Source organism: Stenotrophomonas sp. P5_B8, assembly GCF_054049855.1.
Genome location: NZ_JBFULO010000083.1, coordinates 1 through 12,557, shown reverse-complemented (window position 1 = coordinate 12,557; position 12,557 = coordinate 1). Strand labels below are relative to the sequence as shown.

The 12,557-nt window shown below is 67.9% G+C and carries 11 protein-coding genes; 9 read left to right on the top strand and 2 right to left on the bottom strand.

All coding sequences use genetic code 11. The features are described from left to right. Positions 1-24 precede the first annotated feature (24 nt). The 3 genes from ACXJKH_RS06970 (at position 25) to ACXJKH_RS06960 (ending at position 3,790) form a co-directional block, all read left to right on the top strand. Positions 25-1,014, top strand: a complete 990-nt coding sequence (locus tag ACXJKH_RS06970; protein ID WP_256776799.1) for a YheT family hydrolase — start codon at positions 25-27, stop codon at positions 1,012-1,014. An 84-nt stretch (positions 1,015-1,098) separates the two neighbouring features. Further along, positions 1,099-3,168, top strand: a complete 2,070-nt coding sequence (locus ACXJKH_RS06965; protein WP_457318888.1) for a tetratricopeptide repeat protein — start codon at positions 1,099-1,101, stop codon at positions 3,166-3,168. A gap of 10 nt (positions 3,169-3,178) precedes the next feature. Next, entirely contained in the window at positions 3,179-3,790 is a 612-nt protein-coding gene (locus ACXJKH_RS06960) for a YbhB/YbcL family Raf kinase inhibitor-like protein (RefSeq protein WP_457318887.1), read from the top strand. Positions 3,791-3,998: 208 nt separating this feature from the next. Here the strand turns inward: ACXJKH_RS06960 and ACXJKH_RS06955 are convergent, their stop codons facing one another. Beyond that, positions 3,999-4,832, bottom strand: a complete 834-nt coding sequence (locus ACXJKH_RS06955) for an META domain-containing protein (RefSeq protein WP_457318886.1) — start codon at positions 4,830-4,832, stop codon at positions 3,999-4,001. A gap of 71 nt (positions 4,833-4,903) precedes the next feature. Continuing rightward, a complete protein-coding gene (locus tag ACXJKH_RS06950) occupies positions 4,904-5,698 on the bottom strand; it encodes an undecaprenyl-diphosphate phosphatase (protein ID WP_256776767.1) in 795 nt (264 codons plus the stop codon). A 222-nt stretch (positions 5,699-5,920) separates the two neighbouring features. Here ACXJKH_RS06950 and glnA point away from each other — a divergent pair, with 222 nt between their 5' ends. The 6 genes from glnA to ACXJKH_RS06920 all read left to right on the top strand — a co-directional run bounded on the left by glnA (position 5,921) and on the right by ACXJKH_RS06920 (position 12,401). Next, positions 5,921-7,330, top strand: a complete 1,410-nt coding sequence (gene glnA, locus ACXJKH_RS06945) for a type I glutamate--ammonia ligase (protein WP_256776768.1) — start codon at positions 5,921-5,923, stop codon at positions 7,328-7,330. 409 nt (positions 7,331-7,739) lie between these two features. After that, complete coding sequence (locus ACXJKH_RS06940) at positions 7,740-8,078, top strand: P-II family nitrogen regulator (protein WP_026070924.1); 339 nt, start codon at positions 7,740-7,742, stop codon at positions 8,076-8,078. 18 nt (positions 8,079-8,096) lie between these two features. Further along, on the top strand, positions 8,097-9,527 hold the full coding sequence (locus ACXJKH_RS06935) for an ammonium transporter (RefSeq protein ID WP_457318885.1): 1,431 nt from the start codon (positions 8,097-8,099) through the stop codon (positions 9,525-9,527). Between the two features lie 265 nt (positions 9,528-9,792). Beyond that, positions 9,793-10,533: an N-acetylmuramoyl-L-alanine amidase gene (locus ACXJKH_RS06930; RefSeq protein WP_457318884.1), complete on the top strand. Its 741-nt coding sequence runs from the start codon at positions 9,793-9,795 to the stop codon at positions 10,531-10,533. A gap of 270 nt (positions 10,534-10,803) precedes the next feature. Next, positions 10,804-11,964 carry a murein transglycosylase A gene (gene mltA, locus ACXJKH_RS06925; RefSeq protein ID WP_457318883.1) on the top strand — a complete coding sequence of 387 codons (1,161 nt, stop codon included), beginning with the start codon at positions 10,804-10,806 and terminating at the stop codon, positions 11,962-11,964. Between the two features lie 86 nt (positions 11,965-12,050). Then, on the top strand, positions 12,051-12,401 hold the full coding sequence (locus ACXJKH_RS06920; protein ID WP_457318882.1) for a VOC family protein: 351 nt from the start codon (positions 12,051-12,053) through the stop codon (positions 12,399-12,401). Positions 12,402-12,557 lie beyond the last annotated feature (156 nt).

Below are 12,557 nucleotides of genomic sequence, written 5' to 3'. Positions count from 1 at the left end.
GCCGGGAGCAGTCTGCCGCCCATGTTGACCGCTGCCGACTACCTCCCGCCGCGTTGGCTGCGCAATCCGCACCTGCAGTCCATGCTCAGCTCCAGCCGCATGCGCATGCAGCGTGGGCTGACGTTGCTGGCCGCCACCGGCGCGGTCACCGAAGAACTGATCCTGGACGGCGGCCAGGGCGTGCGGCTGCAGGGCTGGCACAGCCATGTCCAGGGCCGCGAGCCGATCGGCATGGCGCTGCTGCTGCACGGCTGGGAAGGCAGCGCCGAGTCCAGCTACATGCGCATGACCGCCGCGCGCATGCTCGAAGAGGGCTTCGACGTGGTCCGGCTGAACTTCCGCGACCACGGCAACACCCATCACCTCAATCCCGGCATCTTCCATTCCAACCGCATCGATGAAGTGGTGCAGGCCGCCGGTGACATCGCCCGGCGCTGGCCGCAGCTGCCGCTGGTGGCGGCCGGCTATTCGCTGGGCGGCAACTTCGTGCTGCGCCTGGCGCTGCGCGCACCTTCTGCCGGCGTCCCGCTGCGCCGGGTGGCCTCGGTCTGCCCGGTGCTCGATCCGGCCATCACCATGGAGAGCATCGAGAACGGCCCGGCGATGTATGACTGGTACTTCCGCCGCAAGTGGGCCGGCTCGCTGCGGCGCAAGCGTGATCTGTTCCCCGAGTTGAGCGATTGGGACGACCAGGTACTCAAGCTCGACATCCGCGCGCTCACCGCGTGGCTGGTCGAGCACCATACCGATTTCGGCTCGCTGCAGGCCTACTTCGATGGCTACTCGATCGCCGGCGACCGCCTGGCCGAGCTGACCGTGCCGGCCGACATCCTGATGGCCAAGGATGACCCGGTCATCCCCTTCGCCACCTTCAACGGCTGGCGCCTGCCCGCCCACGCCCACCTGGAAATCGCCCCGTGGGGCGGCCATTGCGGCTTCCTGGAGAACTGGCGAGGCGATGGTTTCTCCGAGCGCTGGGTCGCGCAGCGCCTGCGCATCGAAACCGTCGGCTGACCTCGCCCGGGGGTTGGGCACCCCGACCACGGTGCGCCGCATGACGTGTTCTACAATCGGGGTTTGACCCCAAGCTGGACCGTCATGCAAGACAAGATTCTCCAAGCCCTGCGCCGCAATGCGGCCGACGAAGCCGTGCAGCTTGCGCGGCAATGGACCAGTGCCGAGCCGGAGCAGCCGCAGGCGCACCGCTGGCTGGCCCTGTCGCTGCAACAACAGGGCCAGTTCGATGCCGCCCTGGACAGCCTGCAACAGGCGCTGGCGCTGGCCCCGGACAACCCCGATCTGCACCTGCAGCACGCCGGCCTGCTGCTGGCGCTGCGCCAGTTCGAGGCGGCCGGTTCGGCGCTGGACCGCACCGCCACGCTCAACCCCAACGAGCTGACCGCCTACCTGATGCAGGCGCACATGGCGCTGGCCCGCAACGACGTGGACGAGGCCGAGAAGATCACCCGCACCGCCAGCCGCGTGGATGAAGACCACCCCGAGCTGGCCGCGTTGAACGGCATGATCGCGCTGCGCCGCGGCGAGGGCGACCGCGCGGTGGCCCTGCTGTCGGCCGCCGCCCAGGCCCTGCCCAACGATCCGCGGGTGCTGTACGCGCTGGGCTTTGCCTACCTGGGCAAGGACATGCTGGCCTTCGCCGAGCAGGCGTTCCGCCGCGTGCTGGACCTCAGCCCCGCACTGACGTCGCTGCAGGGCCTGCTGGTGCAGCTGCAGGTCCGCCAGGGCAACACCGATGGCGCCGCAGCGACCATGCGCCAGATCCTGGCCACGGCCGAGGGCGACACCCCGGCCATGCGCCGCCTGGCCGGCGAGCTGGAGCTGCAGTCCGGGCAGCCGCTGCAGGCACTGGAACACCTGCTGCCGGTGCTGGAGCAGACCCCCGCCGATCGCCAGACCCTGCAGCTGCTGCTGATGGCCTGGCAGCGCCTGGGCCGCGAACAGCAGGCGCGTGACACCCTCGATGCGCTGCTGGAGACCCACCCGCAGCTGCACGACCTGTGGCTGGCACGGCTGYCCATCGAAGCGGTGGGCAGTGCCGGATCGGTCGCGGTGGCCGAGCGCTGGCTGCAGGCCATGCCCGAGCACCTGCCGGCGATGGAAACGCGCCTGCGCCTGCACGACATGGCCGGCGAGAACGACGCCGCCGAAGCCGTGGCACGGCGCATCGTGGCCATCGAACCGGGCCGCGCCAGCGGCGAAACCCGCATCGTCGAGGCGCTGATGGCGCGCGACCCTGCTGCTGCAGTGGCGCGCGTGCAGGCCATCCATGACACCGCCGAGGACGCCGCCAAGCCGAGCCTGCGCGCGTGGCTGGGGTCGGTGCAGCACGAGGCCGGCCAGCACGCCGATGCCCTGCGCACGTGGGTCGAGCTGCACGTGGCCGAGGCCAGCCAGCGCCTGCCGCTGCCGCCGCAGGCCAAGGCCCCGCTGAGCTGGCCGGAGATCGGCACGATCAGCGAAGACAACACCGCCCGCCCGATGTTCGTCTGGGGCGCGCCCGGCTCCGGCGTGGAGCGGGTGATCGCCGCGATCGCCGCCGCCAGCCCGGTGCTGCGTGGCGACCGCTACGGGCCCAATCCGCCCGACGACGCCTTCCAGAATTACCACACCCTGCAGGACCTCTCGACCGGCAAACTCAGCCCGGAGCGGCTGGTGGAGCAGTGGCGTGAGCAGATGCCGTCGCGCGGTCTGGCCGACGCCAACCTGATCGACTGGCTGCTGTGGTGGGACAACGCCCTGCTGTGGGCGCTGCGCCCGCAGCTGCCCGAAGGCCGCCTGCTGCTGGTGCTGCGCGACCCGCGCGACATGCTGCTGCACTGGCTGGCCAACGGCGCGCCGGCACCGCTGGCGGTGACCTCCATCAACGAGGCGGCCGAGTGGCTGGCCCGCGCGCTGACGCAGGTGGCCACCCTGCACGAACAGGACCTGTACCCGCACGCGCTGGTGCGCATCGACGACATCGGCAACGATCCGGCGGTGATGGCCGAGCATCTGGGCCGGCTGCTCGGCACGCGCCTGCCGCCGGCGCCGACGCTGGGCCCACCGCGCATGCCGAGTGGGGAATGGCGCCACTACCGCGAGCTGATGGCCCCGGCGTTCGCGTTGTTGACCCCGGTCGCCGTTCGCCTTGGTTACCCGGAACAGTGAGGACTCTCCCATGCGCCTGAGCAGTACCAGCTTCCACAACGGCCAGCCGATCGCGGCCGAATTCGCCGCCGGCGATGCCAACGGTTTCGCCGCCAACCGCAACCCGCAGCTGGCCTGGAGCGAGGTGCCCGAGGGCACCCGTTCGTTCGCGTTGCTGTGCATCGACCCGGACGTGCCGACGGTGCCGGAAACGGTCGGTCGCCACGATTGCAGCGTGCCGCGCGACCAGCCGCGCGCGGATTTCGTGCACTGGGCGATGGCCGACATCCCTGCCAGCGTGCACGACATCGCCGCCGGCAGCTGCAGCGAGGGCTTCACGGTCAAGGGCAAAACCGCACCGGCCGGACCCGCCGGCGCGCGCCAGGGCCTGAATGATTTCACCGGCTGGTTCGCCGGCAATCCGGACATGGCCGGGCAGTACCTGGGCTATGACGGCCCGTACCCGCCGTTCAACGACGCGCGCATGCACCGGTATTTCTTCCGTGTGTTCGCCCTCGACGTGGCGCAGCTGGACCTGCCCACCCCGTTCACCGGCGCCGATGTGCACCGTGCGATGCACGGCCACGTGCTGGCCGAAGCGGCGCTGCATGGCACCTACACGTTGAACCCGGCATTGGCCTGATCGGCGTCCAGCCAACGCCCTCGCGCGATGCCGAATAATGCCGGCCGCTGGCCGGCTCCTCATGAACCTCCGGGGAGATATGCGAGGAGCCGGCCAACGGCCGGCACTACCTGGTAACGACGAAGGGCGGCCCTTGGCCGCCCTTCCTCTTTTGCGGCGCGTGCGTGCCGCTCTGGCCGCGTACCGGCCAACGGCCGGTACCTGCCGGTTACTTCTTTTCCGACTCGACCACCATGTCCAGCACGTACGCCAGCGAGGAACCGTCGGCGGGCGGGCTGGCGATCTTGTAGCGCTTCACCCGCACCACGTTGCGCACGCCGTCTTCGTGGGTGTAGCCCTCGATGGTGCCGTAGAAGTTCTCGAACGCGCCCGGCGTGCCCTGCTTGAGGCCCTTGTCGTCGAACGACACTTCGCGGGTCTGCAGGCACTGCATGTTCGGGATCATCGGATGCGAGCACGGCTTGGTCTGCGCGGCCACTTCGATGAACACCGTTTCGCCTTCACCGCCGTAGCGGGTTTCCGCGGTCGGCTCGGGGTTGAACACCAGCACGTCGCCGGCGGCGTTGTGCAGGGTCAGCTGGCCCTGGCCGGCCAGTTCGGCCTTGAGCGCGCCTTCCAGGCGCGAGCCCACGGCCTGGTCCAGCGCCATCAGCGCCTTGTCGGTGCAGGCCATCATGGTCGAGGCCATCGGCGAGACGGTCAGCGTGCCATCGGCCAGCGTGTAGCCGCCACCCATCCGGTTGCAGGTATTGCCGACCGACAGGCGGCCGTCCTTGAAGTCCAGCGTGACCGGCTTGTCGCCGCGCGCGAACAGCGCATCCACGCGCTTGCCGCCGGCATCGGTAGCGCTGTCCAGCAGCCAGTGGTTGCCCTGCAGGCGCTGCACGTCCAGTTTCTCCACGGCCTTGGCATCGGCAGCGGCGGTCGGTGCCGGCGCCAGGTCATCGCCACCGGGACCGGCGGGGGCCGGGGTGGACGGGTTGCTGCAGGCGGCCATCAGGGCCAGCGGCAGGATCAGCATCAGGGTGCGGGTGCGGTTCATGGACATCTCCTTGGGAACCCGTGGAAAAACGGGGTGATACGCGAAACGGGGTTGGCGCGCGCCGGCCGTGTTCAGTTGCCAGCAGGCAACCACAGCAGCAGCGCGGCACCGAGTGCGATGCGATACGCCGCGAACGCGGTGAATTTGTGCGACTTGATATAACCCAGCAGCCACTTCACTACGACGAAACCGGTGACGGCAGCGGCAAGGAAGGCCACGCCGACGTCGGTCCAGTTCTCGTTGCCAAGCTTGCCGTCCTTGGCCATTTCCATGAACGCGTAGCCGCTGGCCGCGAACATGGTCGGGATGCCGACCAGGAACACGAACTCGGTGGCCGCCGCGCGCCGGCTCAGGCCGAACAGCATCGCGATGAAGATCGCCGCCGCCGAGCGCGACGTGCCCGGGAACACCCCGGCCACCACCTGCGCCAGGCCGACCAGGATGGCCACCTTCCAGGTGACTTCATCGCGGTCGGGCAGGCGCGCGCTGTAGGTCTCTACCAGGATCATCCAGATGCCGCCGATGATCAGCGCCCAGGCCACCGGGGTGACCGTTTCGGGTAGTTCCCAGCCGGCCAGGCGCACCGGCAGGCCGACGATCGCGGTGACCAGGAAGGCGGTGCCCAGCTTCATCACGTAGTCGCGGTTGGCGCGCTCGTGCAGGCCGGTGGCCAACGACCACAGGCGCTGGCGGAACACCAGGGTGATGGCCAGAATCGCGCCGGCCTGGATGACGATGTTGAAGAAATCCGAGCGCGCGCCCAGCCAATGCTGGGCGATCAGCAGGTGGCCGGTGCTGGAGATCGGCAGGAATTCGGTGAGGCCTTCGAGGATGCCCAACAGGAGGGCGGAGAGCAGGTCGGACATCGGGATGCTGGGGCTCGGAATGGGTGAAATCGCGGTAGAGCATAAAACATCAAACGCCGCACCAAATGTGTGCGTGGTGGGGCCGTTGCACCATCGTGGTGCGCAGGGTTCCGCGCCCGGTGCCGTGCCAGGCCAACAAAATCAACGACTTGTGAAAATGGAAAAGTTGGCACGGCGATTGCTCTATCAACCTACGCAATCATCCATCCGAGGGTTTCACCGATGTCCGTGGAAAACGTTGAGAAGCTGATCAAGGACAACCAGATCGAGTTCATCGACCTGCGTTTCGTCGACATGCGCGGTATCGAACAGCACGTCACCTTCCCGGTGAGCATCGTCGAGCCGTCGCTGTTTGAAGAAGGCAAGATGTTCGATGGCAGCTCCATCGCCGGTTGGAAGGGCATCAACGAATCGGACATGGTCCTGCTTCCGGACCCGACCAGCGCCTACATCGACCCGTTCTACGCCGACCCGACCCTGGTGATCAGCTGCGACATCCTCGACCCGGCCACCATGCAGCCGTACGGCCGCTGCCCGCGCGGCATCGCCAAGCGCGCCGAGGCGTACCTGAAGTCCTCCGGCATCGCCGAGCAGGCCTTCTTCGGCCCGGAGCCGGAGTTCTTCATCTTCGACTCGGTCCGCTTTGCCAACGACATGGGCCACACCTTCTTCAAGATCGATTCCGAAGAAGCCGCCTGGAGCACCGGCGACAAGTACGACGGCGCCAACAGTGGTTACCGTCCTGCGGTGAAGGGCGGCTACTTCCCGGTTCCGCCGACCGACTCGCTGCACGACCTGCGCGCTGAAATGTGCAAGACCCTGGAACAGGTCGGCATCGAAGTGGAAGTGCAGCACCACGAAGTAGCCACCGCCGGCCAGTGCGAAATCGGCACCAAGTTCAGCACCCTGGTGCAGAAGGCCGACGAACTGCTGCGCATGAAGCACGTCATCAAGAACGTCGCCCACCGCAACGGCAAGACCGCCACCTTCATGCCCAAGCCGATCGTCGGCGACAACGGCAGCGGCATGCACGTGCACCAGTCGCTGTCCAAGGGCGGCACCAACCTGTTCTCCGGCGACGGCTACGGCGGCCTGAGCCAGCTGGCGCTGTGGTACATCGGCGGCATCTTCAAGCACGCCAAGGCCATCAATGCCTTTGCCAACTCCGGCACCAACAGCTACAAGCGCCTGGTCCCGGGCTTTGAAGCCCCGGTGATGCTGGCCTACTCGGCCCGCAACCGCTCGGCCTCGTGCCGCATTCCGTGGGTGTCCAACCCGAAGGCGCGCCGCATCGAAATGCGCTTCCCCGATCCGATCCAGTCCGGCTACCTGACCTTCACCGTGCTGATGATGGCCGGCCTGGACGGCATCAAGAACCAGATCGACCCGGGGGCACCGAGCGACAAGGACCTGTACGACCTGCCGCCGGAAGAAGAGAAGCTGATCCCGCAGGTCTGCTCCTCGCTGGACCAGGCCCTGGAAGCGCTGGACAAGGATCGCGAGTTCCTCAAGGCCGGTGGCGTGATGAGCGACGACTTCATCGATGGCTACATCGCGCTGAAGATGCAGGAAGTGACCCGCTTCCGCGCCGCCACCCACCCGCTCGAATACCAGATGTACTACGCCAACTGAGCAACAGGCGACGATGACGAAGGACCTCCCTCCCACCTTCGTCATCGTCGCCGCTTTGTCGGCTGGGGAGCCGGCAACGCAACCATGCGTAGAGCGGACCGTTGGTCCGACGATCGCAGTAGAGCGGACCGTTGGTCCGCTGAATAGGAAAAGCGGACCGTTGGTCCGCCGATTACGGTAGAGCGGACCGTTGGTCCGCTGCACCACCAGGGGCAAGAGAGACCGGACGCGTGCCATGGGCCTTTCCTCCCTCCCGCGTCACCAGCGCCGCCGCCTTCCCGGCGACGGCCCTGGCGAGGCCCATGCAGCGTTCGGCGCACCAGGGGGCGGCCATGTGCAAGTGGCCGCCCGCTGACCTGACACCGGCCAGCAACACACCGCCGGTTCCATCCACCATCGGGACATGCGCATGAAATTGATCTCCGCCATCATCCGGCCGTTCAAGCTCGACGAGGTCCGCGAGGCCCTCTCCGATGCGGGCGTGTCGGGCATCACCGTGACCGAAGTCAAAGGCTTCGGGCGCCAGAAGGGCCACACCGAGTTGTATCGCGGCGCGGAGTACGTCGTGGATTTCCTGCCGAAGATCAAGATCGAAACGGTGGTCACCGACGATCGCCTGGACGCGGTGGTCGAAGCGATCCAGAACGCGGCCGGCACCGGCAAGATCGGCGACGGCAAGATCTTCGTGACTGCGGTCGAACAGGTCGTCCGCATCCGCACCGGCGAAATCGGCGCTGACGCGCTCTAACCCCACTCGGAGCCCACAATGAAGACCTCTTTGTTCACCGGGTGGCAAGCCCGGTTCCATGCCGTGTGCCTGATGATGCTGATCAGCGCGCTGGCCGTTGGTGCGTTCTCCAGCACGGCCCATGCGCAGGCCCAGGTCACCCCGGTGCCCTCGGAAACCGTCGCGGTCGAGCCGCTTCCCACCGCCGCCCCGGCACCGGCTGTTGAAACTGCCGCCGCGGCCGCGCCCACCTTCGACCACGGCGACGTGGCCTGGATGCTCACCTCCACCCTGCTGGTGCTGCTGATGGTGGTGCCCGGCCTTGCGCTGTTCTACGGCGGCTTGGTGCGTTCGAAGAACGTGCTGTCCATCCTCAGCCAGATCCTGGTGGTGTTCTCGCTGATCCTGATCCTGTGGGTGGCCTACGGCTACAGCGCGGTGTTCAGCGAAGGCAACGCCTTCTTCGGCTCGTTCACCCAGTTCGCCTTCCTCAAGGGCTTCGGTCCCGACACGGTAGGCAACACGCCGATCAAGGGCCTGCCGGACTATCTGTTCGTCGCCTTCCAGTCGACCTTCGCCGGCATCACCACCGCGCTGATCGTCGGCGCCTTCGCCGAGCGCATCAAGTTCAAGGCGGTGCTGCTGTTCTCGGCGCTGTGGTTCACCCTGAGCTACATCCCGATGGCACACATCGTGTGGGGCGGCGGTTACCTCGGCGCGATGGGCGCGATCGATTTCGCCGGTGGCACCGTGGTCCACATCAACGCTGGCGTGGCCGGCCTGGTGGGCGCGTACTTCGTCGGCAAGCGGATCGGCTATGGCCAGACCGCGCTGAAGCCGCACAACGTGCCGTTCACCTACATCGGCGCGATGCTGCTGTGGGTGGGCTGGTTCGGCTTCAACGCCGGCTCGGCGGCCGCCGCCGACACCGTCGCCTCGCTGGCCTTCATCAACACCATCCTCGCCACCGCGGCCGCGGTGCTGGGCTGGACCCTGGTTGAAGCGGTCAGCAAGGGCAAGCCCTCGGCACTGGGCGCGGCGTCCGGTGCGGTGGCCGGCCTGGTCGGTATCACCCCGGCCTGCGGCACGGTGGGTCCGCTCGGCGCGATCGTGATCGGGCTGGTGGCCGKCGTGGTCTGCGTGTGGGGCGTCACTGGCCTCAAGCGCCTGCTGCGCGTGGATGACACCGCCGACGTGTTCGGCGTGCACGGCATCGGCGGCATCGTCGGCGCGCTGCTCACCGGTGTGTTCAGCGCGCAGTCGCTGGGCGGCACCAAGGCCGATCTCGACATCGGCCACCAGGTCTGGGTGCAGCTGGTCAGCGTCGGCTTCACCATCGTCTGGTGCGCCGTGGTCACCGTGGCCATCCTGCTGGTGGTGCGCCTGGTGTTCGGCCTGCGCGTCACCGAAGAAGCAGAACGCACCGGCCTGGACGTGACCTCGCACGGCGAATCGGCCTACGAGGCCTGATCGCCGCAACCGCGTAGTGCGGGGCGCTGCCCGGCACCGACAGAGACAAGAAACGAGAGAGAGACGTTGTACGTTCGCCGGCGGCCTTCGGGTCGCCGGCTTTTTGTTGGGGATGTCGCCAACGGCAGCCACGCATGGCGTGGCGCTACCAGGTCGAATGCGCGGGTAGCGCGACGCCAGGCGTGGCTGCGCTTCGCGACGCGGGCACAACGGTCGGATCCCGCCACGCCGGGCATCCCCGCGCCCAATCCCGCACAATGTGGTCATGCCCCCGATCCGCACCTTGCTGCCGCTGCTCGCCTGCCTGCTGCTCAGCGCCTGCGCCACCCCCCCGGTCCGCAGCCCGCTCGCCAGCTGGGTGCCCTCGCCGAATCACAACGCGCGCGACCCGGTGATCATCGTGCTGCACCACACCGACCAGGATTCGGTGCAGCAGAGCCTGGACACCCTGCGCAGCGCCAACAGCGGCGGCAAGGTCAGTTCGCACTATCTGGTCGGCGCCGATGGCCGCATCTACCAACTGGTCGGCGACGACCGCCGCGCCTGGCACGCCGGCCCCGGCCGCTGGGGCACGATCACCGACCTGAACTCGGCCTCCATCGGCATCGAGATCGACAACGATGGCGACACCCCGTTCGCGCCCGCGCAGATCGATGCGTTGATCCGCCTGCTGGACGACCTGTGCACGCGCCTGCGTATTCCGCGCACGCAGATCATCGCCCACGCCGATCTCGCCCCCACCCGCAAGCAGGACCCCAGCCGCTTCTTCCCATGGCAGCAGCTGGCCCAGGCCGGCTTCGGCGTGTGGCCGCGCGACAGCGACGGCGCCGCACCGGCAGGATTCGATGCGTACCTGGCGCTGCAGACCTTCGGCTACCCGCTGGACGACCGCGATGCCGCCGTCGGCGCATTCCATCGCCGCTTCCGCGGCCGCGACGACCTGCCCGCCACACTGGATGCCGAAGACGCCCGCATCCTGCATTCGCTGCTGCGGCAGACGCCATAACGGCGGCGCGATCCCAGGACCAATGACGATCCCACGCCTCATCGCCGCACGCCGACGTCCTGTGGCACTGGTCCTCACGCGCACCCGAGAACCGGTAGAGCCGACCGTTGGTCGGCTGCTCTCCCTCACACACCCCGCGCGGCAGCCGCGTCAGCCGACCAACGGTCGGCTCTACGATTCCAGCCGCGTCAGCCGACCAACGGTCGGCTCTACGATTCCAGCCGCGTCAGCCGACCAACGGTCGGCTCTACCATTTCAGGACCCTCGCCCATGACGATCCCACGCCTCACCGCCGCCTGCCGACTTCCGGCGGCATTGCTCATTGGCCTGGCCCTGCTGACCAGCTGCGCCGTGTCCCCGCAGCGCCCCAGCGCGCCCGGCAACACCTACGTCAAGGCCGCCTGGACCGCGTTGCCCGCCGTCTCCGATGCCGACCTGCAGTCCGGCTTCGCGGCGTGGCGCAGCAGCTGCCCACGGTTGAAGACCGATGCCACCTGGGCGGGCACCTGCAGCGCTGCGGCAAACGTCGCCACCAGCCCGGCTGCCATCCGCCAGTTCCTGCAGAACACCCTGGATGTCTACGCGCTGCGCGCCGGCGGCAACCGCGCCGACGGCCTGATCACCGGCTACTACGAGCCGATCTATCCCGGCAGCCTCGTCCGCACCGCCAAGGCGACGGTGCCGGTATACGGCGTACCCACCGACATGGTCAGCGTGCAGCTGGACAGCCTCTACCCCGAGCTGAAGGGCAAGCGCCTGCGCGGTCGCGTAGATGGGCGCGTGCTCAAACCCTATGACGATGCCGCAACCATCGCCGCCAAGGGCGTCAAGGCCCCGGTGCTGGCCTGGCTCACCCATCCGATGGACCTGCAGTTCCTGCAGATCCAGGGCTCGGGCCGCATCGTGCTGGACGACGGCCGCCACCTGCGCATCGCCTACGCCGACCAGAACGGTCATCCGTACCGTCCGATCGGCCGCTGGCTGGTGGAGCAGGGCGAACTGAAAAAAGACGACGTCACCATGGACGCCATCCGCACCTGGGCCAACGCACATCCCACCCGCATCCCGGAACTGCTGGCCAGCAACCCCAGCTACGTGTTCTTCGCCAAGGGCCCCGACGGTGACCAGGGCCCGCGTGGCTCGCTCAACGTGCCGCTCACCGCCGGTTACAGCGTCGCGGTAGACCGTACCGTAGTGCCATTGGGTAGCCTGCTGTGGCTGTCCACCACGCGCCCGGATGGCACACCGGTGGTGCGCCCGGTCGCCGCACAGGACACCGGTGGGGCCATCGCCGGCGAAGTGCGCGCGGATCTGTTCTGGGGCACCGGCGACGCGGCCGGCAAGCTGGCCGGGGACATGAAGCAGAAGGGCAGCCTCTGGATGCTGTGGCCGAAGGGCGCGGCGTTGCCGAAGGCGCCGGCGGATAGCTGACCGCGTTGTCGGCCCGTAAACGCGGGCCGGCGCGGGAAGCAAAGCTCCGGTATAAAAAGGGCCGCCGCCGCACCACGGGAATGACCATGCAGGTCAAGCGCATCATCGCCAACATCGCGACGTCCGATCCGGCGTCGGCGGACAGCTTCTATCAGGGTATCCTGGGGCTGGAACTTGCCATGGACCACGGCTGGATCCGTACGTATGCCGGCAACGGCGACATGCAGGTGCAGGTCAGTTTCGCCCAGCAGGGGGGGGCGGGCACCCACGTGCCGGACCTCTCAGTGGAGGTCGATGACCTGGATGAAGCACTGCGCAGGGTGCGAGCGGCCAACATCGCCATCGAGTACGGACCGGTCCGTGAGCCGTGGGGCGTGCGAYGGTTCTACGTCCGTGACCCGCTGGGCCGGCTGATCAACCTCCTGCAGCATGGGTGAGGCCGGCGACACACATGTCGACATAGGGAGGAACAGCATGAAAATCACGGGTTTTCTGGTGATGGATGCCGAAGGTGACGAGATCGATGCCGATCCACACGGCAACAACATTGCATTCTGCTGTTTCGAATGCGCCTATCCCGTCCTCGCTGTAGC

Excerpts from the sequence above, each read along its gene's own strand:
- ACXJKH_RS06960 (WP_457318887.1), top strand. The coding sequence starts at position 3,179 with ATGCGCCTGAGCAGTACCAGCTTCCACAACGGCCAGCCGATCGCGGCC.
- ACXJKH_RS06955 (WP_457318886.1), bottom strand. The coding sequence starts at position 4,832 with ATGAACCGCACCCGCACCCTGATGCTGATCCTGCCGCTGGCCCTGATG.
- ACXJKH_RS06950 (WP_256776767.1), bottom strand. The coding sequence starts at position 5,698 with ATGTCCGACCTGCTCTCCGCCCTCCTGTTGGGCATCCTCGAAGGCCTC.
- glnA (WP_256776768.1), top strand. The coding sequence starts at position 5,921 with ATGTCCGTGGAAAACGTTGAGAAGCTGATCAAGGACAACCAGATCGAG.
- ACXJKH_RS06940 (WP_026070924.1), top strand. The coding sequence starts at position 7,740 with ATGAAATTGATCTCCGCCATCATCCGGCCGTTCAAGCTCGACGAGGTC.
- ACXJKH_RS06930 (WP_457318884.1), top strand. The coding sequence starts at position 9,793 with ATGCCCCCGATCCGCACCTTGCTGCCGCTGCTCGCCTGCCTGCTGCTC.
- mltA (WP_457318883.1), top strand. The coding sequence starts at position 10,804 with ATGACGATCCCACGCCTCACCGCCGCCTGCCGACTTCCGGCGGCATTG.